Raw genomic sequence first — 22,096 nt, 5'->3', positions numbered from 1 at the left:
CTCATGGTGTCATGGTGACACTCGTGATGTCGTTTGGGAAGGGGGCTGCCGCGGAAAGGGGTTGAAGAGGAGAACGAGCCTGACGGGGCTCGTGTGACCGGTGGGTGAGAAAAGGCGGACGGTGGATGAAGGTCTCTTTGCTGCGTGCGGTCGGAGTGGCCACGGCGGCGTACGGGGTGGCGGTGGCCGCGGCGCCCGGTCTGCTGGCCCGGCCCTCGGGGCTGGCCGATGCCGCGGGGCGCACCGCGCCGGCGACCCGGACCTCGCTGCGTCCACTGGCCTGGCGGGACGCGGTGAGCGGGCTGGCCCTGGCACTGGCTCCGGAAGGGCCGGCGCTGCGCACCGCCGCATATGTGCGGATCGCCGCCGACTTGGGGGATGCCGTGCTGCTCGGTGCGACGCTGCCGGGGCGCGGCCGCCGGGCGGTGGCGGTGGCGGTCTCCGTGGGCTGGGGCGCCCTGTCGGTGGCCGGGCTGCTCGCCGACGGCCGAGTGAGGGAGGCCGGGAAGGGGCCTATGCGCCCTCGGGGGACGGAGCCTCGTCGGGTGTGAAGCGGATGACGAGGTCGGCGCGTTCGCGGGTGGCCGCCACGACACGGGCGTTGGCCTCGTCCGAGGCGTGCACGAACCGCTCGGCATCGGCACGCGGGCGTCCGAAGCGCTCATGGCGGTCGATCAGCCGCCGGATCCGCTCCGCGCCGTCCAGCTCCACGTACCAGACCTCGTCGAGCAGTGCGTGCACCCGCGACCAGGGGGCGCAGTCGAGCAGGAGGTAGTTGCCCTCGGTGACGATGAGCGGGATGTGGGGTGCCACGGGGATGCTGCCGGCGACCGGTTCCTCGATACGGCGGTCGAACGCCGGGGCGTAGACGGAGGTGTCCGGTTCGGGGGAGCGCAGACGGGCCAGGAGTGCCGCGTAGCCGGCAGGGTCGAAGGTGTCCGGTGCGCCCTTGCGGTCCCCGCGGCCCAGGCGGCGCAACTCCGCCTCGGCGAGGTGGAAGCCGTCCATCGGCACCAGCGCCGCCTGCCCGGCCAGCCCGGCCACGAGATGGGCGGCGAGGGTGGACTTCCCGGCGCCCGGCGGGCCGGTGATACCGAGCAGCCGGCGCCGGCCGGGCGTCGCGGAGGCGGCGAGGCCACGGGCGCGGGAGAGGAGGTACCGGAGATCCATGATGTCTCCATCGTGCCCGACCGGGAGGCCCATCGGGCGGCCGCACCCCGAGCCGGCGGCTGCATTTCCCGGTCCATACCGGCCCTGCCCGGCGGCCGCACCGCCGCCCCGCGCCGGCCCCAACCCGCCCGGCCTCAGCGGGAGTCGGCCGCGCCCCCGCCCGCCAGGCCCAGCCGCCACAGGGACGTGACCTCGGCGGCGCGGGCCACATGGAGCGGGTCGGAGGTGTCGCGGGCGCGCGGATGGCGGGGGGTGATGTCGAGCCGTCCGAGGACGGTCAGGCCGGAGGCGGCGAAGGCGTCGAGGAGTGCGGCGTGCGGACGCAGACCGAGGTGTTCCGCGAAGTCGGAGAGGATCAGCCAGCCCTCGCCGTCCGGTGTCAGGTGGTCCCCGAGGCCGCCCAGGAAGCCGTGCAGCATCCGGTTTCCCGGGTCGTACACCGCATGCTCCACGGGGGAGGTCGGTTTCGCGGGCACCCACGGGGGGTTGCAGACGACCAGCGGGGCTCGGCCGGCCGGGAACAGATCGGCCTCGACCACCTCCACCTGTCCGGCGACGCCCAGCCGTTGGGTGTTCTCGCGGGCGCAGGCCAGCGCCCGCGGGTCCTGGTCGGTGGCCACGATCCGGCGTACTCCGCGCCGGGCGAGCACCGTGGCCAGTACGCCGGTGCCGGTACCGATGTCGAACGCCAGCTCCCGGGAGGGCAGCGGGGCCTCGGCCACCAGGTCGACGTACTCGCCGCGGGCCGGGGAGAAGACGCCGTAGTGCGGATGGATGCGGTCGCCGCCGAGCGCCGGGATCTCCACTCCCTTCCTGCGCCATTCGTTGGCGCCGATGAGGCCGAGCAGCTCGCGCAGCGAGACCAGGGAGGCGGTCGGATCCGCGCCCTCGGCGGCCCCGGACGCCTCGTCGCCGGCGGGCTCAGCGGGGCCGTACGCCCTGGCGCAGGCCTCGCGGACGTCCGGGGCGCGGTGCAGCGGGACGGTGAGGGACGCATCGAGCGGGACCAGCAGCATGCCCAGGATGCGGGCGCGTTGGTTCTGCGCGGCGCGGTGCAGATGGAACGCCTGGGTGACGTCGGCGGGCGGTGCCTTGCGGGGGCGGCGGTCGATCCGGCGGGCCATCGCGGTCAGCAGCTGGCGGGCGTTGTGGAAATCGCCGCGCCACAGCAGCGCGGTGCCCTCGCAGGCGAGTTTGTAGGCGTCGTCGGCCTTCGTCCGGTCGTCCGCGATGACGATGCGGCGGGGTGGCGGAGCGCCGTTCTCGGAGCGCCAACGGGCGGAACGGGCCTCGTCGGCCTCGGTCCATTCGACGACCGGCGGTTGGTTCACCGAAGTGTGCCTCGCGTGTGTGGTTCGGACCCCGCCGAGGGTGCCGCCCAGGGGGGCGGTCCCGGTCCGGCGTCCGGGGAGCGCGAACGGCTCACAGGAGACGGGGGGCGTGGTGTGACGGCCGATTTTACTCCGGATCGGGGTCTGGCCCGCCCCGGTGTGTGCCACTGAAGCGTGACCGCGCAGGTCAACGCGTGGAAGGGCGGCTTCGCTACAGTAGCCGGACGGTTCCGCTGGGAGCCGCCCCCGCGAAGGTGCGCCGCGATGATGTCGGCCGCTCCTGAACCCGGCGGGCCACCCCCCAATACTCCGACCCTCAATGTCGAGGGGGAACGCCGGCTCGGACGGAGTGGCCTGTGGCCGACGCGGCCTCCCGTAGGGATGACGCGACCTCCCGTAGGACTTAGGACGACCACGTGAACGATCAGATAGCACCGCCCGCTCTGCGCCCGGTCCGGGGAGCGGCCCGCTGTGCCGTCGCCGCCCTCGCCCTCGCCGGCGCTGCCTGGGCGGCCCGGGCCGCATGGCAGATTCAGCTCGCCGCGGCTGGACAGCCGGCGTCCGGACCGCCGGACCAGGGCGCCGGACAGCACCGCACACTGACCGCGCTGGAGAACACGTACCACCTCGTCAGTGCCCTGGGAGACGTGGCCACGCTGCTGTGCGCGTTCGCCTTCCTGGCCTGGCTGTGGCGCGTCCGGGACAACGCGCACACCCTCTCGGGACAGCGCCCGCGCTACGCCTGGCCCTGGGTCTACGCCGGCTGGATCGTCCCCATCGCCAACCTGTGGATCCCCCGGGGAGTCGTCGCGGACGTCCACCGCGCCAGCGCCCCCGGCGAGCGTCTGCCGCACGCCGTGAACTGGTGGTGGGGCCTGTGGCTGGTCGGCTTCCTGGGCGGGGCGAGCCTGTACGCCGGTACTACGGACGCCGTCATCGCCCGTGCCTACACGAACGCACCCCCGCTGCTGGTGATCGATGCGACCGTCGTCGCCGCGGCCGCGGCCGGCGTCTTCGTCGTCCGCGCCCTCACCGCGGTACAGCAGAAACACCTGCGCTAGGGGGTGTCCGTCAGCGCGCCGTACCCCGCTCCGGCCGCCGCATCAAAAACGCGGCCGCCGATCCCGCGCCGAAGAGGGCGACGGCCGAGAGGGCGGTACTCACCCAGGACGTCCCGAGCCACTGCCCGCCGAAGTAGCCCAGGCTCACGCTGTATGCGGCCCAGGCGAGGCCGGCCAGTGCGGACCAGGGCAGGAATTCGCGGACCGTACGGTGGGCGACGCCGGCGCCCAGGCTGACCACGGACCGTCCGGCGGGCGCGAAGCGGGCCAGGACGACGACGATGCCGCCGCCCCGGGTGAGCGCCGTACCGAGTCGCCGCTGCGCCGCGGTCAGCCGGCGGGATCGGCCGATGGCGCGGTCGAAGCGGTCACCGCCGCGCCAGGCGAGCCGGTAGGCGACCATGTCGCCGAGCACCGAGGCGGTGGCGGCACACAGCAGCAGCGAGAACGCCGGGGCCAGATGGGCGCCGCCGTCGACGGAGGCGGTGACATCGACGCGGCCGACCGCATCCACGGCGCTCCCGGCGCCGGCGGAGGCGGTGGCCGCGGCGATCACCAGGATCCCGCTCGGCAGGATCGGGACGAAGACATCGAGCACGATCGAGCAGCTGACGACCACATACACCCACGGGTTGCCACTGAGGGACCCCAGGCTTTCCAGCAACGTCCTACTCCCGGTCCGAACCCCGCCGCGACGTCGCTCGGTGCGGCAGGGGCGGCCCTTCGGCCATACAGCGTACGCCTGTGCGCTCGGGCCCCAACCGGCCGGGTGACCGGGTGGTCGGCCGGCCGGAGAAAGCGGCACGGCCCGTACGGCGGGATGCCGTACGGGCCGGGAAGTGCGGGGCCGCGGACGTGACGGGCCCGGGCGGAGCCGGTGCCTCAGGCGGCGGACGGCTCCTGCTGAGCGGCCGGCGCCGTCGGCTCCGTGCGCGCGCCGAAGAAGACCCGGTCGAGCGCCCAGGAGCCGGGGCCGGTGAAGAAGAGCAGCAGGAAGGCCCAGCAGAACAGCACGGACGCCTCGCCGCCGTTCTGGATCGGCCACAGCGCGGTGCCCTGGTGCGTGGAGAAGTAGGCGTACGCCATCGAACCGGAGCTGAGCAGGGCCGCGGGGCGGGTGCCCAGGCCGAGCAGCACCAGCAGGCCGCCGGCCAGCTGGATCACGGCGGCGTACCAGCCCGGCCAGCTGCCGGTGGGAAGGGTGCCGCCCTGCCCCATGGCGCCGCCGAGGACACCGAAGAGCGAGGACGCGCCGTGGCAGGCGAAGAGCAGCCCGATGACGACGCGGAAGAGCGCGAGGACGTGCGGGGTGGCTCTCTGGAGGAAGGATTCCAGGGGTGCAGACATGTGGGGGCTCCTACGGTTTCTGGGGACGGGTAACCGCTGGAGGCACAGGTTAGGGAAACCTAATCAATACTTGCAACTTCAACCTCTGGCCATATGGGACCTTTGGCTCGAAGCGGCCGATCGTGCTGCCGGAACCGTGCCTCCGCCCGCACCGGCACCTGTATGTACCCCCGCAACCGCCGCCCGCAGCGCCGCCCGTGCCACCGCATCCGTATCGGCGAGGGTGACCGACCCCACCCCGGGGCGGGCCCCGGCCGCCGTCACCCAGTGCACCCCCTCCGTCGGGACCCCCACCGCGAAACGCCGCGGATGGCGGCGGCCGTCGGCCTCGATCAGGTGGTACGGGCTCGGCGACACATCGAGCCCGCCGGTCTCGTAGCCGTCCACGGTGTGCGGGCGGCAGCCGCCGTCGGCCAGCAGCCGGGCCAGCAGCGCGTCCCCGGTGCGCCGCAGATCCGGCTCCGGCAGCCGCGCCTCGATCAGCGCCGCCGCCGTCACCTGGGAGCCCGTCACCTCCGGGGAATGGGCCGTGAAACCGGGCCCACGGCCGTCGGCGGCGCCCAGCCGGACCGTCATCCGCGGGCCGACGACCTCCAGCACCCCCGCCTCGATCAGCGCCGCCATCTCCTCTATCCGGCGCCGCGGCGGCCCGATGGACAGGAAGGCGTTGAGCGGGGTGTACCAGCGGTCCAGATGGTCGCGGCGGGACACCCCGGCCAGCCCGCCGTGGTCGACGATCTGCCGCAGCTCGTTGCGCAGATCCCGCAGTACGTCGAGGGCCGCCTTGACCGGGCCGGACACATTGTTCTCCCGGGCGTGCGCGACGTCCGTGCGCAGATGGCCCAGCAGCCACTCCCGGAAGGCCGCGGGGCCGGCGAACGACTGCTCCGTGTGCGGCCGGGCGAGGCGGTCCCAGTCCCAGCGGGCGTCCGGCGTGATCCCGAAGGCGTCCAGGGCGGCGGCCTCTTCGGGGCTGCGGTGCGCGCCGGCCAGGAACCGCTCCCGGAAGCGGAGCACCGCCTCGCTGCCCGCGCCGCGCCGCGCCAGCAGCGCCTCGTAGTAGACCGTCTCCACCTCCTTGGCCATCAGGGGCCAGACCTCCGTCAGGAAGTCGGGCAGGTCACCGGAGTCGGCGCGCTTGCGGAAGGCCGCGCGCACCTCCGGGGTGAGCAGCAGCGGCAGATGGCGGCCGTGGGCGCCCTTCGCGTTGTCGCCCCGTGCGTGGTACGGGATGCCGCGCCGGGAGCCCGCGTACAGCCGCGGCTCACGGCCGGACGGCAGATACGCCGGCGCACCGTCCGTACCGCGGACGAACCGGCCGCCGCGGGCCGTCGTCAGCAGCGCCATGTGGTCGAAGAAGTTGAGGCCGAGGCCGCGCAGCAGCACCGGGTGGCCCGGGGCCAGCGACTCCAGCTCGGCGGAGAGATCGGCGGGGTTGGCGGGCGGCAGATAGTGCAGACCGTGCCCGGCGGCGTAGTCGGCCAGCCGCTGCTGCTCGGCGTCCGGCGCGGTCGGCAGATGGCCCTGGGCCAGGACCACCGCCCCCAGGCCGTGCAGTGTCCGGCCGTCGTCGAGGGTCAGCGACTGCGAACCGTCGGGCGCCTCGGCCAGCCGCACCGCCCGGGCCGGGTGCGTCACGACCGTCACCTCCGGGGGAGCGGTGCGCACCGTGCGGCGGAAGACCCACTCCAGATAACGGCCGTACAGCGCTCGCCCCGGGTAGTCGTCCGGGCCGACCTCGCACCCCTCCCAGTCGTACAGGCTCGGTCCGGGACATATCGGACCGGCGCACTCGACGCTGTCGTCGGTGAACAGCGTGACCTGCGACGCCACCGTGTTCATCAGCAGCTCGGGCGGCTGGGCGGTGCGCCACACCTGCCCGGCACCGGGCGGGGCCGGGTCGATGACATGGACGGTCAGCTCAGTGCCCGGCGCCAGTTCGGCGGCCGAGGCGCAGAGCCGCTCCAAAACGCTCGTGCCGCGCGGTCCGGCGCCCACGAGGGCGAGGGCGGGCCGGGCGTGGCGGTCGGCGAGACGTTCGGCGGCCAAGAGGGGCGCTCCCTGGTGCGGCGGACGGCCGGCGCGTGGAGGGCGCGGCCGCCCGGGTACGGGCGACGGGCAAACGTGCGCCCCATCATCACCGCCCCGTATCCGGGCGCGGCACCCGGGTACGGCAAAGAACGACGCTGCCCGGGGTACCGCGTCCCCTCACGGACACCGGGCCGCCCGCCTCATCCGCTCTTCGGCCGATCCGTTCCCGGTACCGGACCGTCCGCAGCGGTGGATTCCCCGGCAAGGCGGGCATCGGCCACCTCGGTGCGCCAGACCGTCACGAGCCGGACGCCGCCCTGTTTCTCCCGGCGGGCCTGGTCCAGGGCGAGACGCGCCGCACGGCCCGCCAGCGTCAGCGTCATCAGCTGGTTGCCGAACCACGGGCCGCCCGTACGCCGCCACTTCACCGGCGGCCGGGGCAGCCGTCCGTGCCGGGCCAGCAGCTTCCCCAGCCACCGGCCCGGCCGGCTCCAGCCGAACCGGAATCCGGCCTGCAGCACGCCGGGGATGCTGTTGTGGACGGGCGAGCACGTCAGCTGCAGCACTCGGCTCGCGGGATGCGGGCCGGCGCCACGACGGCGCGGCTCCGCCACATAGGCGTGGTGCACGTCACCGGACAGCACGCAGACCGTCGCCGGGGCGTCCCTGCCGGAGCCCGCCTCGGTGATCAGCTCGGTGAGCGCGGTGAACGAATCGGGGAAGGCCGCCCAGTGCTCCAGGTCGGCGCGTTGGCGCAGGGACTCGCTGTGCCGGGCCCAGCGGGGGCCGCGTTCACCGGCGCACAGCGCGGCGTTCCAGCCCTCGGCGGCATGGACGAGATGCGGCAGCAGCCAGGGCAGCGAACTGCCGAGCAGCAGATGGTCGTAGCCGCCGCGCTCCTCCAGCACCGCCTGCCGCAGCCATTCGCCCTCGGCCTTGTCGAGCATGGCGCGGCCGCCCTCGTCCAGGATCCGGCCGGCCCGGGTGTCGATCATGACCAGGCGTACCCGGCCGAAGTCCCGGCGGTAGCTCCAGCGGACGCAGGCCGGATCGGCATCCGCCGCCTCCGCGAACTCCCGTACCAGGTCCGTCCCGTCGCCGGCGGCCCGTACCCGGGTGTACAACTCGTCGGCGGCCAGTTCCGCGGGCGACAGATTGCCCAGGTGCTGGTGCACCCAGTACGACATCAGACCGCCGAGAATCCGCTCGCGCCACCACGGGGTCGCCCGCATCCGGGCCAGCCAGGCCGCCGAGGTGTTCCAGTCGTCGATCACATCGTGATCGTCGAAGATCATGCAGCTGGGGACCGTGGACAGCAGCCAGCGGACCTCCGGGCCGAGCCAGGACTCGTAGTAGAGGTGGGTGTATTCCTCGTAGTCGGCGACCTGCTGCCACGGCGGCTCGCTGAGGTCGCGGCGGCCGGCCAGCGCACGGGCGGTCGCCTCGGAGGTCTGGTCGGCGTAGACCTGGTCGCCCAACAGCAGCAGGACGTCCGGGCGTTGCCGGCCGGGATCGGCGGCGAGGGTGGCGGCGAGCGCGTCCAGGGCGTCCGGGCCGACCGGGTCGTGCGAGGCGTCCGACGGCGTCGCCGACCAGCGGCAGGAGCCGAAGGCGAAGTGCAGTGGCCGGTCCGGGGAAGCGGGGAGGGTGCGGATCGTGCTCGCGGGGAAGGGGCTGTCGGGCGGCGGCCAGACCGTCCCCTCGTCCAGCAGGACCTGGTAGGGCGTCTCGCTGCCGGGCGCCAGACCGGTCACCGGGACCAACGCATAGTGGTGCCCGGCCACCTGCCAGGTGCGCTCCGCGCCGTGTACCCCGCCGTCGCAGCGGATCTGCACCTCGCACGGCCGGTCGGTCTCCACCCACACCGTGGCGCTGGTGGCATCGACGTACCGCAGCAGCGGTCCCACGCGCAGTCCGGCCATCGGTGCCTCCCCATGTCGTCGTCAGAGGATAAGCACACCGGGTGTCGCGGGAGGCGGGGGGCGGCGGGCCCGCCGGCCGGTGGTGTCCGGCCGGCGGGCGCGGGGACGAGGGCTCAGCAGCCGTCCAGGATCTTCTTCAGTGTGGCCTTCTCGGCGGAGTCCGCGGTCATGCCGTACACATGCTTGACCCACACCCACATCCGGGCGTACTCGCAGTGGTACGAGGCCTTCGGCGGCAGCCACTTCGCCGGGTCCTTGTCCCCCTTCTCCTGATTGACGTTGTCGGTGACGGCGATCAGCTGGGAGTGCGTGAGGTCGTTGGCCAGCTCCTGGCGGCGCGCGGTGGTCCACTGCGCGGCGCCCGACCTCCACGACTCGGCCAGCGGTACGACGTGGTCGATGTCGAGGTCGGCGGCCTTGGTCCAGGTCGCCCCGTCGTACGGGGAGACCCACTTGCCGCTCGTGGCCGCACAGCTGCTGTCCTGCTGCACGTTCGTGCCGTCCCGCTTGAGGACCACCTCGCGGGTGTTGCAGTTCTTGCCCTGGTCGATCCAGTGCGGGAACTTGGCGCGGCTGTAGCCGTCCAGCGAGCCCTCGGGCTGCTCCTTGATGTCGGCGAGATACGTCCGTGCGGTGGCCGCGTCCGGGGGGCTGGGCGGCGCTGCCTGGGCGGACTGGCCGCTGAACACCAGCGTGCCGACCAGAGCGGCGGCCGCACCCGCGGCGATGGAAACTCGACGCGCGTAGACCTTTGCCATCGAAACTCCCTGTATGTGGGGGGGAAGTTGCCATGTGGTGCGGCCCATGGTGACGAAGTGGGGTTTCCATGGGACGGGCACCAGGTAACAGACTGGCGACATGCCCACGTCAGTTCAAGGGCTGACGGGAGGCCATAAGTGCATAACCGCACTCCGGTTGAACCGCTCCCGCGCATGCGCCCGCTGCCGCGCCCCTACAGTGAGCGCGTGCTGCTGCCGGTCAACGCCACCCTCGGGGTCGTCCTCGCCGTCCTGCTCGTCGTCGCCGTGGCCCTCGCCGGCGTGGCACGTCTCGGCCACGCCCGCGCCATCGCCGTCGCCGGACTGCGCGCGGCCGCCCAACTCGCCGCCGTCTCCTACCTCATCGGCTGGGTGGTGCATGCGCTCCCGTGGCTGCTGTGCTTCCTGCTGCTGATGTTCACGGTGGCGGTACGGACCGCCGGCCGCCGGATCACCCAGAACCGCACCTGGTGGTGGGCCGCCGCGCCGATCGCCGCCGGGGTCGTCCCGGTCGTCGCCCTGCTGCTGCTCACCGGCCTGGTCCCGCCGCGCGGACTGAGCCTGATCCCCGTCACCGGCATCCTGATCGGCGGCGCGCTGACCGCCACCGTGCTGGGCGGGCGGCGGGCGCTGGACGAGCTGGAGACCCGGCACGGCGAGTTCGAGGCGGGGCTCGCGCTGGGGCTGCTGGACCGGGAGGCGCGGATGGAGGTTGCCCGCCCGGCCGCGTCGGACGCCCTGCTGCCGGGGCTCGACCAGACCCGGACGGTGGGGCTGGTCACACTCCCCGGCGCGTTCGTCGGCATGCTGCTGGGCGGCGCCTCGCCCGTACAGGCCGGTGCGGTGCAGCTGTTCGTGCTGGTCGCGCTGCTGGCGGTGCAGGCGGCGGCCTGTGCGGTGGTGCTGGAGCTGGTCGCGCGCGGCCGAATGCACCGCGTACCCTCGGGGGCAGCAGAAGGGGAGTAGCTCTCTGCCGGACCGTCGACATAATGCCCTCCCGTCGCCCGACCACCACCCCTGGTGGAGCGCGCCTCGCGCGCTGTGGCGACGTGGCGAGCCGGCGCCCGGAGCGCGGTACGCAGCCGTACGGCGCCAGCGAGACCTTCGGCCGCAGTGTTTGACGCTGCCGTGCCGAAGCGACCCCTTTCCCGGGCTTCTTTGGTGCGGCCCGACCGATCGAGGTATGCCACCCCGTGTTCAGTCTCACCATCGCCGCCGTCGTCTTCGGCGTCGTCTTCCTCGCCGAACTGCCAGACAAGACCGCCCTCGCCGGCCTGATGCTCGGCACCCGCTACCGCGCCTCCTACGTCTTCGCCGGCGTGGCCGCCGCCTTCCTGGTGCATGTCGCGCTCGCCATCGCCGCGGGCAGTGTGCTGACGCTGCTTCCGCACCGCTGGGTACAGGGCGTGGTCGGTGTGCTCTTCCTGGCGGGCGCCGCCGTGCTGCTCTTCCGTAAGGGCGACGACGAGGAAGAGGTGAAGAAGCCCGCCGACCAGAGCTTCTGGAAGGTCTCCGGGGCGGGCTTCATGATGATCCTGGTCGCCGAGTTCGGCGATCTGACCCAGATCATGACCGCCAACCTCGCGGCCCGGTACGACGCCCCGCTCTCGGTCGGCGTCGGCGCCGTCCTGGCCCTGTGGTCGGTGGCGGCCCTGGGCATCCTCGGCGGCCGGACCCTCATGAAGTACGTTCCGCTCCGGCTCATCACGAAGGTCGCCGCGTGCGTGATGCTCGTGTTGGCGGGGCTGAGCTTGTATGAGGCGATTGCGGGCTGAGCAGGGCGCGGGCGGCGCGCGGTACGGCGCCGCCGGGGGCCGCTCGCGCGCGGCCGGTTGCTCAGTCCGTGAGGTGGAGGGCGAGCACGCCGTCCGCGCGTGCCTCGACGCGGACCTGGGTGAGGTCGCGTACGTGCGCGGTGGGCGCGAGCGCGACGGCGCGGTCGCCGACGCCGATCACCCGCATACCGGCCGCCCGGCCCGCCTCGATGCCCGCCTCGGAGTCCTCGAAGACCAGGCAGTCCTCGGGGGCGAAGCCCAGTTCGGCGGCGCCTTTGAGGAAGCCCTCCGGATCGGGCTTGCTGGCGCTCACGCTCTCCGCCGTGATCCGCACGGCGGGCATGGGCAGCCCGGCCGCACCCATCCGGGCGTCGGAGAGCGCGATATCGGCGGAGGTCACCAGGGCGTGCGGAAGGCCGGCCAGGGCGGCCATGAAGGCGGGTGCGCCGGGAACCGGCACCACGCCGTCCATGTCGGAGGTCTCCTGAGCCAGCATCCGGCGGTTGTCCGCCAGGTTGCGCTCCATCGGGCGGTCCGGGAGCAGCGCCGCCATGGTGGCCCAGCCCTGCCGCCCGTGGACGACCGTCAGGACCTCGTCCGCGTCCAGCCCCTGCTCGGCCGCCCAGCGCCGCCAGCAGCGCTCGACGACGGCCTCGGAGTTCACGATCGTGCTGTCCATGTCCAGCAGCAGGGCGCGGGCGGTGAGCGTGGTGGTGGCCGTCATCGGCGGGCTCCTCGGCGCTACGGGCATGCGGACGGCGGGACCGGCCGTGCAGAAGGTCAAGTGGTTCCGCCCGCCGGTCAGGGAGTGCGGGCGGAACCACTTTGTTCTCACACGATACAAAACGTTTCCGGGTGTCGACAACCGGCCCCGGTCAGCGCCCCCGTGCCGGGGCTATGGCTTTCCGGTGCGGGACTCCAGGGACGCCCGCGTCCCGGCGCCGTAGACGCCGTCCGGGTCGCCGGTCACCCCGTATTGCCGCTGGTAGCGCGAGACCGCGGCCCGTACCTCCGCGTCATAGCGGCCGTCTGCTGCGCCCGGATACAGGCCGAGCTGCTGCAGCCGTTGCTGGAGTTCCGCCACCTGTGGCCCGGAGGCGCCCTCGCGCAGCACCAGCGGCCCGGTGGGCGGAGCGCTGGAGGCCGGGGAGGGGCTGCCGGGGGATTCGGCGACGCTGCCGGACGCCCTGGTGGGGGCGGGGGGACGCGGAAGCCGGGTCCGGTAGCGCCGCACGGTGGCCGGGGGCGGGCCGGTGGCGGTCGCGGCGGGTGACGGGGAGCGGCCGGGGGTGGGGGAGGAGGCGGCCGCGCTCGGTGTGGGGGCGTCGCCGGTGGGGAGGGCGGCGCTGGGGGAGGCGGTGCTCTGGTCGGGCGGCGCCGCCCGGTCCCGGACGCCGCCGGTCAGCGCATCGGTACCGATCAGGGCGGCGGCGACGGCGGCCGCGGCGCCGGTGGCCACCAGGGCGGCCGGCCGGGGGCGGGTGCGGCGCTGCACGGGGCCGGCGGGGCCGGCGGACGGTTCCCCCTCGGCCGCGGCGAACGTCCGGGAGGTCGGACCGGAGCGGCGCCGCGCTCGGGGGACCAGGGGGTCGGGGGAGGGGAGAGCCGAGGGGGCGGACTGGGCGGGGAAAGTGGTGGAGGCGGACGTATCGGCGCGGTACACCGCCGCGTCCACCCCGGGTAAGTCGTCCAGCGGGTCGCCCGGTCCGGCGGCGGCCCCACCTGCTCCGGCGACACCCGGACCGGCCACGCCGACGGCACCGGCACCGCCCACCCCACCCTCGTCCCCGCCGTCGCCCTTCCCGTCATGCCTTCCGTCATCCCTTCCGAACCCCCTCCCGGCGTCCTCGCCCGCGCCCTCCTCCCCGTCGGGCAGTGACACGTACGGCCGAACGCGCAGCGGATCGAAGTCGTCCGCGCCGACCGCCGCGCACAGACAGGCCGGCCGGCCGTCGCCGCGTACCGGGGCAGAGCAGTGCGGGCAGTTCCGTGCCGTCACGAGTGGTCCCTCCCTCGACGCCTCGAACCGGCAGCGATTATCCAGACGTCACCCGCCCCGCGCAGGCGCTCGACCACATCCGCCCGGCCCGCCCCGGCCGTCCCCCGTGCGCCCCCGGATACCGGACACCGCTCGGCGGGCCATATCCGGCACCACCGCCCAGGATGGAAGAAGTCCGAAGGCCGGTCCGAAGGCCGGTCCCCACGGGAAGGAATGGACACCCCGGCACCCGGCACCCGGCACCCGGCACCCCGGCACCCGGCACCCCGGCACAGAGGGAGAGGCTCATGGCGCAGGACACCAGCGCTCCTGCCGTCCCCGGCGAGGACCGGTCCCGTCGGACGATCCTCGTGGCGATCGGCGCGCTGTTGCTCGGCATGCTCCTCGCGGCGCTCGACCAGACCATCGTGGCCACCGCACTGCCCACCATCGTCAGCGAACTCGGCGGCCTCGACCATCTGTCCTGGGTGGTCACCGCCTACCTCCTGGCCTCCACTGCAGCGACGCCCCTGTGGGGCAAGCTCGGTGACCAGTACGGCCGCAAGCGGCTGTTCCAGACCGCCATCGTGATCTTCCTGATCGGCTCGGTGCTGTGCGGTCTCGCGCAGAACATCGGGGAGCTGATCGCCTTCCGGGCCCTTCAGGGGCTGGGCGGCGGTGGTCTGATCGTGCTGTCGATGGCGATCGTCGGGGACATCGTGCCGCCCGCGAACGCGGGAAGTACCAGGGCCTGTTCGGCTTCGTCTTCGGCGGTGCGAGCGTGCTCGGCCCGCTGCTCGGCGGCCTGTTCGTGGACCATCTCAGCTGGCGCTGGGTGTTCTACATCAACGTGCCCGTCGGCATCGTCGCGCTCGCCGTCATCGCCGCCGTGCTGCACATCCCGCGCAGCCGCGCCTCGCACCGGATCGACTACCTGGGCACCCTCACCATCGCCGCGGCCGCGGCCTGCTTCGTGCTGATGGCCTCGCTCGGCGGCGTCAGCTACCCCTGGGGCTCCTGGCAGATCATCGGGTTCGGTCTCCTCGGCGCCGTACTGCTGGCGGCGTTCGTGGCCATCGAGCGCCGGGCCGCCGAGCCCGTACTGCCGCTGCGGCTGTTCCGGCTGCGCACCTTCACGCTCACCGCTGTCATCGGCTTCGTCATCGGCTTCGCGATGTTCGGCTCGATGACGTTCCTGCCGACGTTTCTTCAGGTCGTGCAGGGCGTGACACCGACCTTGTCCGGTGTCCACATGCTGCCGATGGTGCTCGGCATGCTGCTGGCCTCCACCGGCTCCGGCCAGATCGTCAGCCGCACCGGCCACTACAAGGTCTTCCCGATCGCCGGCACCGGCGTCGTCGTACTCGGCCTGCTGTTGCTGCACCGGCTCGAACCGGCCAGCGGCGTCGCCGAGATGAGCGCCTGCTTCTTCGTCTTCGGCTTCGGGCTGGGCCTGGTCATGCAGGTGCTGGTGCTCATCGCGCAGAACGCCGTCCCCTACCGGGACCTGGGCGTCGCCACCTCCGGCGCCACCTTCTTCCGCTCCATCGGTGCCTCGTTCGGTGTCTCCCTCTTCGGCACGGTCTTCGCCAACAACCTCCGCCCGCGAATCGCCGAAGCCCTCGCCGGACACCCCCTGCCGCCGGGCGTCGACCCGTCGCGGATCGCCGAGGATCCGCGGACCGTGGCACGGCTGCCGGCCGGGCAGCTCGCCGGTGTCCTGAGCGCCTACTCCGTCTCCATCACCGGTGTCTTCCTCTACGCCGTGCCGCTGGTCCTGGTGGCGTTCGGGCTGGCCTGGTTCCTCAAGGAGGAGCCGCTGCGCAGGAGTGTCACGGCACCCGACACCAGCGAGGTGATCTCCTCCAACCCCGTCGAACGGTCCTCACGCGACGAGGTCGCCCGCGCGCTGTCCAAACTCGGCAGCCTGGAGGGCCGTAAACACATCTACGAGAAGATCACTGCACGGGCCGGCCTCGACCTCAAACCGGCCGCCAGCTGGCTGATCCTGCGCATCCACCGCTACGGCTCGGTGGAGCCGGGGCTGCTCGCCGAACGCAGCACGGTGCCGCTCGGCGTGATCTCCGAGGGTGTCCGGCAGATCGAGGAGCGCGGACTCGCCGTCCGCCAGGGCCTGTTGCTACAACTCACCGACCGCGGACGGGAGCGCGCGGACCGGCTCTCGGCCGCCCGCCAGGAGTCACTCGCGGAGCTCCTGGGCGACTGGTGGACCAGGGACCGGCCCACCGACCTCACCGAACTCGTCCGGGAGCTGACGGCGGAACTGTGCGGCTCGGACGCGGAGGAGCCCCACAACGGCGACGCCCGGCAACCGCTGCCCCGCACTCATCCGCCTGCTCCGCATCGGCCCGACCGGGCGAAGTGAGCGTGGCCTTGCGGGGGTTGACGGGGTCGGGCACGGGCTCGGACCGGTCCGTCACGGTCGGCCCGCCCAGCCGGGCGAGGGGCGCCGGTCGGCATGCTCAGCCGGGTGAGGGGCGCCGGTCGGCACGCTCAGCCGGGCGAGGGCCGCCGATCCGCCGGCTCGGCCGAACGCGGAGCGCCGGCCAACCGCTTCTCGAAGAAGATCTCCGCGTAGGGGTCGTCGTGATACGGCTCGATCTCCGCGAAGCCGTGCCGCCGGTAGAGCGCGACCGCCTCCACCAGATCCCGCCGGGTGTCCAGCCGCATCCGCTCGGCGCCCAGCCGCGCCGCGGCCGACTCGGCCGCCGTCAGCAGCCGCCCCGCGCCACCGCGCCCGCGCCAGGGAGCCCGTACGAACATCTGCTTGAGCTCCGCGGTACGCGCGTCCAGCAGCCGCACCCCTGCGCAGCCCGCGACCACCCCGCCCGCCCGAGCCACCAGCAGCACCCCATACGGGGGCGTCAGATCGGCACTGGGGTACTCCGCCAGCCCCTCCTCGATCTCCCGCGGTGTCGACCGGCGGCCCTCGTACAGCGTGAAGTAGCGGTCGGCCACCTCGGTGTAGTACTCGCGCAACAGCGCCCCGGCGTCCGGCGACCAGGCCGCCTCCGCACGAACGGACCAGGCGGGACGGAGAGCGGCGGCGTCACACATGGAGCCATTGTCACGACCGGAACGGCATGCCGCACAACGGATTTCGGGTGACGCCGCCGCCGGCTCAGCCCTGCCTGGGACCGGCCTGCTGCACCACCTCGAATGACCACAGGGTCGACCCGGACGCGGCGGGCTTGGGCCGCTCCCCACTCTCGGCGCCCCCACCCTGCTGGTGCGCCGCCTTCATCGGGCCCTCCATCCACGCCTGGAACGACTCCTCGTCCCGCCAGCGGGTGTAAACGAGGTACTGGTCGGTGCCCTCCACGGGGCGCAGCAACTCGAACCACTCGAAGCCGTCGGAGGAATCCACGGTGCCGGCGCGGGAAGCGAAGCGCTTCTCCAGGGTTTCCCGCTGCTCGGCGGGGACGGTCAGAACGTTGATCTTGACTACGCTAGGCACATGGCACCTCTCAGGAAACGGGAGTTAGGCTCTACGCCTAACCTCGATCATGTGCGAGCAGTCTCCTACATCCGTCAGAGCAAGCGTCGCGACGACGACTCCCAGGCATCACCGATGGCTCAGCGCGAGCGCTGTTCGTCCCTCATCGCATCCAAGGGCTGGGACGACGCGGGTCACTTCGAGGACGTGGGGAAATCGGGGTGGGACCCCAGCGTTCACCGCCCCGGATTCGAAGAGATGATGGCCGCCGTTCGTGGCGGCCACGTGGACGCCGTGATCGTGTTTTCCCTGTCCCGGCTCACCCGACGGGGAGCGCTGGAAGCCATGAAGATCATCGATGAGCTGGAGCGATACGGCGTTCGCCTGGTCTCGGTGGAGGAGCCCTACCTGGACACCTCCACCCCGGTAGGTGTCGGCATCCTGGCCATCATCGCCGGACTCGCACAACAAGAGTCGGACCTGAAGTCTGCGTACATCACCTCCACGAAAGACGCGCTTCGCCGAGCCGGTAGCCATGTCTCCGGCGTCGCTCCCTTCGGCTTCCAGCCGGAGCGCGAGACTCGGGGCAAACTCACTGTGACCCGTCTCGTTCCGGACCCTGTAGAAGCCCCCGTAGTCCGGGACATGGCGTCGTGGATCGCGGACGGACTCACCGCATCCGCTGTGTCCAAGCGGCTGAATGAGTCACGCGTGCCCACGAAGATGGCCGGTTTGGGAGAAGCGGGAGCGAAGCGAATGGAGGCGCGACGGGCCCGCGTCGGTTCATCCGAAGCAGCCGAACGGGCAGGCTGGACCTCTTCCACGGTCCTGCGCGTCCTTCGGGATCCGCGCCTGGCGGGATACGCCATGGAGTGGCAGGGGCGCCAGGAGAGAAGCACGGACGCGGCCGGGAACGCGGTCCCCGGCAAGGCCGGGAAGCGGGTGATCCTTCGCGACGATGAGGGGCGCCCGGTGGAGTCGCACGAAGCGATCATTCCGGCGGATGAGTGGTGGAAGCTTCAGGACGTGCTGGACGGCCGGACCAAGACGGTCGTGCGGTCCGGGCGCCGTGTGCCCACGCTCTTGGCGGGACATGGCCTCCTGCTCTGCGATGTGTGCGGTTCGGTCATGGTCTGTGACAAGCGCTCAGGGAAGCTCTACTACAAGTGCAATCGTGCGGGGGGCGTTGTCCCTGGCCATGGTGGTTTGGTCATCAGCATGGGCGGCGCGGACGACGAAGTGGCTCGCCGGGTATGGGCGCGACTCGCGGCGATGGACACCTCGGACGAGGACGACGGGGAGTGGCTGGCGGAGGCCGCTCGCCGGTTCGCCCACCAACAGGACACCTCCGAAAGGGAAACGGAACACGCGGCGGCCCGCTCGGAACTGGAGCACGTCCGGGAGTCGCTTCGGACCCTCTACCAGGACCGCCAAGAAGGCCTGTACGCGGGACCCGTGGGAACCAAGATGTTCCGTGAGTCCGTGGAGCGACTGACGGCCCATGAACAGCGGACACGGGAGCGTTTGAAGGAACTGGACGCGGCGACGGACGTGGCCGTGGCGATCCCTGGAGAGTGGACGACGGTGGACGGTGACCCGATAGGGGAGGGATCCCCGTGGGCTGCATGGGATCTGCAAGAGAAGCGGGAGTTCCTGGCGCTGTTCATCGACTCTGTCCGGATCGCCAAATCGCAGGGCAGGGGAAGGAACGCCAATACGTGTGACCGTGTTCTGGTCCGGTGGGCGGAGCGTCCCCGCAAAGGCGACGACGGAATGGCGTAGTAGCGTCTCTGCGCCTGAATCGGTCGTGTGCGACGGGTGAGGCGACCAGTAACCGGCGGAGCCCCTTGGGCCCGTTCCTCTCTGGAGGGGCGGGCCCTTCGCCATATCCCACGAGGCCGCGTCACACCTTTGTGTAACGGCTCCCAGGCAACAGTCAAGAGACATTGTCGTGTGTGACGCAATTCGACTCCGTGTCCCCCTTTCCAGGGTCTTCCTATAGAGAGATCTATGGGAAGAGGATAAAAGCGAGGACGTGGAGTCGAGTTTCCTCACACAGTCGACCATGAGTGAGAAGTGGGTTCCGTTGGCCATCAAACCTCTGTCACCTATGGAAGCGGAGAGTCTCCGCGCGCTGCAAGAACGGGGGTTCCTAGTGCCGGAGTGCGAACAATGTGGTGAGCCTCGCCGTCGCAAGCATCGGTATTGCAGCGAGGCGTGCCGAAAGGCGGGTTACCGGGCCCGGAAGGAGAGCAGGCCGGAGCTACGGCGTGTGTGCCGAAGGTGCGGAGATGTGTTCTTCACGCACGATCCTCGGCGTGCGCACTGCACCTACGAGGATGCCGAATCTGACTGCCAAGATGCCTACAACGCCGCTGGATTCGTCAAGGAAGAGTCAGTTGCTGTGCCGTGCGCAGTCTGCGGGCTAGCGGTCGGTGGTGCGTCTACGGGCCGCACCCGGCGGTATTGCTCGCGGGCTTGCCAGCAGCGCGCCTATCGGCAGCGCCGCAGGGGGCGCGAGAACGACGACGCTAACGCCGAGTGAACGGCGAAGTCCAGGACACCAAAGACACCAAGGCTCGCCCTTACTGGCGGGCCTTTTTCATGCCCGGAGGCAACCGTGGCGATCGTGCCACCGCACCTGTATGAAGCCCTGGCCCGACAAGCCGAGAAGGAATTCGGTGTCCCTCCCATTGCGCCGGAGACGGAACATGGCTACGACCCGGCAACCCCGGATGACGCCTTGGCGCGCGTCGCCTGGACGGGCCTTGGTGACGAGAGTGTCGACGGAATACGGGCGGACCACCGTGTCATATCCGCCCGGGGCGACGACCTCCATGGAGGCGCGTTCCACGCGCTGAGCGGGACGGCCCCCAATCCGGCGGAGGGCCGGACCGGCGAGGAGATCCAACGGGCGGGCCGGGGCTCGACTTCGCCCAGCCATACCCGGACGTGACGGTCCGGCGCGTCGACCCGGCGGAGCTGAGGGAGGGAGGCTGAAACATGTTCCGGGGCGGACGCTCCTGCCTGGGTGCTGAACCCCCACGGGTCCTTCTCCATGCACGCGGCAATTGAGCGGGAGCGCGCTCGGCGGAAGATGACCGAGGCTCCCGCGCGCACGTATGAGACAGCGGGCGGAGTGGTCACCATCGAGAACGGCCGCAAGACCTACGCGGCCCAATGTGCGGAATGTCGCCATGGATTCACGGTGGAGCGTCCGGCGTCCCAGAAACGCAAATGGCCGACCGTGTGCGCCGGCTGCAAGACGGAGCGAAGGCGCATGCTCGCGGCGGAGCGGTGCCAAGCGATACCGGCAGCGCCAGTCATCCGGTGAAGGTAAGGCCCGGGAAACCCATGACAATTAAGTGTGGAGCGGGAGTTGAACGCCCTGGTACTCCGCTCTCACCTCATTACCGAATCAAGGGACGGCGCTACATGAACGCAACGCACGAGCGAATTAATCTCTACCGCCAGTGTCTGGCGGCCCTGACGGACCTGGTGTGGTGGGCAGCGGCTATCGACGCGGTGCCGACCCACGACTACTACGCGAGCAAGCGCCAGGAAATCACCCTGGAGTTCAACGCCTTCATATCCGCATCCCGTGAGCGAGGGGAGTTGGTGGAGGACGAGGTGAAGCGCTCCATCCTTCCCATTACCGGTCTGGAGAGTGCGCGTGCCTTCCACGCCTGAGCCCACGGAGGGGCAGGAGCCGGGCCCACAGGTCCCCATGACAGAGAATCCCACAACGCCCGTGGAGCCAGGCCCGACGGTGAATCAGCGGCGCGGATTGCGGAGCTGACGCAGCGCATCACGGAACTGGAACAGGAGAAGAGCAAGCGGGATCGGGAGGACACGATCACGGATCTGGCGCAGCGATTCCAATACGTCACGCCGGAGATGTTGGGCGCGTTCGGCAACGTGTCCACCGAGGAGTTGGAAGAGCGCGCCCGTGTACCCAATACGGCCATACACCAACGGGAGATGCTCCGGAATGCTGGCGTCGGCGGACTGGACCCCAAAAACGCCAACGGGCGTCAGCCGGCCACCTAGGCAGGCGCATTCCAGCGGGCCCGTGAGCAACGCCGCAACGGGCGCGGTGGCGTAACCCTATTCAGCGGTTCTCGCGGCTCTGGCGAACTCTAGGAAAGGCGAGTCATCTTGAGTATGTTCACCACCGCACCCGGCGCGCACGCGTTCACGCCGGACGATTACGCGGACCTCATCATCCGGCCCGTACAGGATGCTGCCGTGGCTTTTCAGGTAGCCACCCCCGTGACGACTTTCGCCACGCGCATGAACGTCCCGATCGTGGAAGAGGACGCCGGAGCCGCATGGCTGAACGAAGGCGACGACATACCGGCAGATGACGCGGCACTGGGCGAAGACGTGGCCGTCCCGTCCAAGGTGGCCGGTCTCACGGTCGTGTCCTCTGAGCTGGCCGAGGATTCAAGCCCGGACGCACAGCAGATCGTAGGCCAGGGCCTGGCCCGCTCCATTGCCCGACAGGTGGACGCAGCCTTCTTCGGCAACCTTCCCGACCGGCCCCACGCGGGCTGGAAGCACTGCCCGGCGTCACGAACGTGGCGGCCCCGAAGAAGTGGGCCAACCTCGACCCGTTCGAGGAGGCCATCAGCCTGGCGGCCACCGAAGGGGCGACGCTCACGGCGTTCATCGCTCACCCCCGTGATGCCCTGGCCCTGGCCCTGCTCAAGCAGCAGGTCGGAAGCAACGTCCCGCTACTCAGCCCGGACTCGACCCAGCCCACGCGCGAGATCCTTGCCGGCGTTCCGCTGTATGTCTCGCGGGCCGTCACGCCTGGCACTGTCTGGGGCCTGCCCAAGGACCGAGTGCTGGCCATCACTCGGCGGGACGTGAAGGTGGATGTATCGGCAGACGCGTTCTTCACCTCAGACCGAGTGGCCGTACGCGGCACCCTGCGGGCCACCTTCAGTTACCCGCACCTGGCGGCCATCACCAAGGTCTGTTGACCGTCTAGCGCTTGACCTGGGGGTATGCCCCCTTAATCTTGGTCTCCGGATCGCAAGCGTATAGCAGCCCGGATCGTGTACGGGTTCCGAGGCCGTCAGAAGTGTAACGGGCGAGGGCTGCTCATGTGAGGGCCCTCACACCTCCAGCGCTCGGGTTACTCCCGCTCGTCAATTTGCCGACGACGACGCGCGCGCTCATGCAAGTAGTTCAGCCACAATTCCTTTCGGTGGCTGGACTCCTGAGGCCATAGGAAGCGCGCCAGCGTAGTCACTCCAGA

18 protein-coding genes and 2 pseudogenes are annotated in these 22,096 nt (G+C 71.4%); 9 read left to right on the top strand and 11 right to left on the bottom strand.

Annotated elements, in window-relative coordinates:
- Positions 1-125: 125 nt before the first annotated feature.
- On the top strand, positions 126-551 hold the full coding sequence (locus BKA18_RS11090) for a hypothetical protein (protein WP_366042987.1): 426 nt from the start codon (positions 126-128) through the stop codon (positions 549-551).
- Here BKA18_RS11090 and BKA18_RS11085 read toward each other — a convergent pair.
- On the bottom strand, positions 514-1,170 hold the full coding sequence (locus BKA18_RS11085) for a nucleoside/nucleotide kinase family protein (RefSeq protein WP_366042985.1): 657 nt from the start codon (positions 1,168-1,170) through the stop codon (positions 514-516). The genes BKA18_RS11090 and BKA18_RS11085 overlap by 38 nt on opposite strands.
- A 134-nt stretch (positions 1,171-1,304) precedes the next feature.
- Positions 1,305-2,501, bottom strand: coding sequence for a methyltransferase (locus BKA18_RS11080; RefSeq protein WP_366042983.1), 1,197 nt, complete (start codon positions 2,499-2,501; stop codon positions 1,305-1,307).
- A gap of 416 nt (positions 2,502-2,917) precedes the next feature.
- Between BKA18_RS11080 and BKA18_RS11075 the strand changes: the two genes are divergently transcribed.
- Entirely contained in the window at positions 2,918-3,562 is a 645-nt protein-coding gene (locus BKA18_RS11075) for a DUF4328 domain-containing protein (RefSeq protein ID WP_366042982.1), read from the top strand.
- A gap of 10 nt (positions 3,563-3,572) precedes the next feature.
- On the opposite strand, the gene BKA18_RS11070 is transcribed toward BKA18_RS11075, so the two are convergent.
- From BKA18_RS11070 to BKA18_RS11050, 5 genes are all read right to left on the bottom strand, one after another.
- Entirely contained in the window at positions 3,573-4,226 is a 654-nt protein-coding gene (locus BKA18_RS11070) for a DedA family protein (RefSeq protein ID WP_366042981.1), read from the bottom strand.
- 218 nt (positions 4,227-4,444) lie between these two features.
- Positions 4,445-4,909, bottom strand: coding sequence for a DoxX family protein (locus tag BKA18_RS11065; RefSeq protein ID WP_366042980.1), 465 nt, complete (start codon positions 4,907-4,909; stop codon positions 4,445-4,447).
- 78 nt (positions 4,910-4,987) lie between these two features.
- Positions 4,988-6,958, bottom strand: coding sequence for an FAD/NAD(P)-binding protein (locus BKA18_RS11060; RefSeq protein ID WP_366042979.1), 1,971 nt, complete (start codon positions 6,956-6,958; stop codon positions 4,988-4,990).
- A gap of 182 nt (positions 6,959-7,140) precedes the next feature.
- Complete coding sequence (locus BKA18_RS11055; protein WP_366042978.1) at positions 7,141-8,862, bottom strand: alkaline phosphatase D family protein; 1,722 nt, start codon at positions 8,860-8,862, stop codon at positions 7,141-7,143.
- Positions 8,863-8,975: 113 nt separating this feature from the next.
- Positions 8,976-9,620 carry an HNH endonuclease family protein gene (locus BKA18_RS11050; RefSeq protein ID WP_366042977.1) on the bottom strand — a complete coding sequence of 215 codons (645 nt, stop codon included), beginning with the start codon at positions 9,618-9,620 and terminating at the stop codon, positions 8,976-8,978.
- A gap of 207 nt (positions 9,621-9,827) precedes the next feature.
- Here BKA18_RS11050 and BKA18_RS11045 point away from each other — a divergent pair, with 207 nt between their 5' ends.
- Positions 9,828-10,586, top strand: a complete 759-nt coding sequence (locus BKA18_RS11045) for an ABC transporter permease (RefSeq protein ID WP_366042976.1) — start codon at positions 9,828-9,830, stop codon at positions 10,584-10,586.
- A gap of 227 nt (positions 10,587-10,813) precedes the next feature.
- Complete coding sequence (locus BKA18_RS11040) at positions 10,814-11,395, top strand: TMEM165/GDT1 family protein (RefSeq protein WP_366042975.1); 582 nt, start codon at positions 10,814-10,816, stop codon at positions 11,393-11,395.
- A 61-nt stretch (positions 11,396-11,456) separates the two neighbouring features.
- Here the strand turns inward: BKA18_RS11040 and BKA18_RS11035 are convergent, their stop codons facing one another.
- Together BKA18_RS11035 and BKA18_RS11030 are read right to left on the bottom strand one after the other, a co-directional pair.
- Positions 11,457-12,119 (bottom strand): HAD-IA family hydrolase, encoded by a 663-nt coding sequence (locus tag BKA18_RS11035; protein WP_366042974.1) that lies wholly within the window; start codon positions 12,117-12,119, stop codon positions 11,457-11,459.
- 171 nt (positions 12,120-12,290) lie between these two features.
- Positions 12,291-13,394: a peptidoglycan-binding protein gene (locus BKA18_RS11030; protein WP_366042973.1), complete on the bottom strand. Its 1,104-nt coding sequence runs from the start codon at positions 13,392-13,394 to the stop codon at positions 12,291-12,293.
- Between the two features lie 287 nt (positions 13,395-13,681).
- On the opposite strand from BKA18_RS11030, the pseudogene BKA18_RS11025 reads away from it, so the two are divergent.
- Positions 13,682-15,759 (top strand): annotated as a pseudogene (locus BKA18_RS11025) (DHA2 family efflux MFS transporter permease subunit).
- Between the two features lie 128 nt (positions 15,760-15,887).
- Here BKA18_RS11025 and BKA18_RS11020 read toward each other — a convergent pair.
- Entirely contained in the window at positions 15,888-16,451 is a 564-nt protein-coding gene (locus tag BKA18_RS11020) for a GNAT family N-acetyltransferase (RefSeq protein ID WP_366042972.1), read from the bottom strand.
- Positions 16,452-16,515: 64 nt separating this feature from the next.
- Positions 16,516-16,851, bottom strand: coding sequence for an antibiotic biosynthesis monooxygenase family protein (locus BKA18_RS11015; RefSeq protein WP_366042971.1), 336 nt, complete (start codon positions 16,849-16,851; stop codon positions 16,516-16,518).
- Between BKA18_RS11015 and BKA18_RS11010 the strand changes: the two genes are divergently transcribed.
- From BKA18_RS11010 to BKA18_RS10995, 4 genes and pseudogenes are all read left to right on the top strand, one after another.
- A complete protein-coding gene (locus BKA18_RS11010) occupies positions 16,852-18,612 on the top strand; it encodes a recombinase family protein (RefSeq protein WP_366042970.1) in 1,761 nt (586 codons plus the stop codon).
- Positions 18,613-20,265: 1,653 nt separating this feature from the next.
- On the top strand, positions 20,266-20,520 hold the full coding sequence (locus tag BKA18_RS11005; protein WP_366042969.1) for a hypothetical protein: 255 nt from the start codon (positions 20,266-20,268) through the stop codon (positions 20,518-20,520).
- A gap of 474 nt (positions 20,521-20,994) precedes the next feature.
- Positions 20,995-21,342: pseudogene (locus BKA18_RS11000) on the top strand (phage major capsid protein); the annotation flags it as partial.
- Positions 21,343-21,383: 41 nt separating this feature from the next.
- The gene (locus BKA18_RS10995) at positions 21,384-21,818 is read left to right on the top strand and encodes a phage major capsid family protein (protein ID WP_366043460.1); all 435 of its coding nucleotides are present in this window, start codon (positions 21,384-21,386) and stop codon (positions 21,816-21,818) included.
- Positions 21,819-22,096 lie beyond the last annotated feature (278 nt).

Origin of the sequence: Streptomyces auratus, from assembly GCF_050433025.1 — a bacterium.
GTDB lineage: Bacteria > Actinomycetota > Actinomycetes > Streptomycetales > Streptomycetaceae > Streptomyces > Streptomyces sioyaensis.
The sequence above is the reverse complement of the archived record's forward strand: the minus strand, read 5'-3'. Positions and strand labels throughout refer to the sequence as shown.

Coding starts and splice junctions, on each gene's coding strand:
- BKA18_RS11090 (WP_366042987.1), top strand. CDS start 126: ATGAAGGTCTCTTTGCTGCGTGCGGTCGGAGTGGCCACGGCGGCGTAC.
- BKA18_RS11085 (WP_366042985.1), bottom strand. CDS start 1,170: ATGGATCTCCGGTACCTCCTCTCCCGCGCCCGTGGCCTCGCCGCCTCC.
- BKA18_RS11065 (WP_366042980.1), bottom strand. CDS start 4,909: ATGTCTGCACCCCTGGAATCCTTCCTCCAGAGAGCCACCCCGCACGTC.
- BKA18_RS11055 (WP_366042978.1), bottom strand. CDS start 8,862: ATGGCCGGACTGCGCGTGGGACCGCTGCTGCGGTACGTCGATGCCACC.
- BKA18_RS11050 (WP_366042977.1), bottom strand. CDS start 9,620: ATGGCAAAGGTCTACGCGCGTCGAGTTTCCATCGCCGCGGGTGCGGCC.
- BKA18_RS11035 (WP_366042974.1), bottom strand. CDS start 12,119: ATGACGGCCACCACCACGCTCACCGCCCGCGCCCTGCTGCTGGACATG.
- BKA18_RS11020 (WP_366042972.1), bottom strand. CDS start 16,451: ATGTGTGACGCCGCCGCTCTCCGTCCCGCCTGGTCCGTTCGTGCGGAG.
- BKA18_RS11010 (WP_366042970.1), top strand. CDS start 16,852: ATGGCACCTCTCAGGAAACGGGAGTTAGGCTCTACGCCTAACCTCGAT.
- BKA18_RS11005 (WP_366042969.1), top strand. CDS start 20,266: ATGAACGCAACGCACGAGCGAATTAATCTCTACCGCCAGTGTCTGGCG.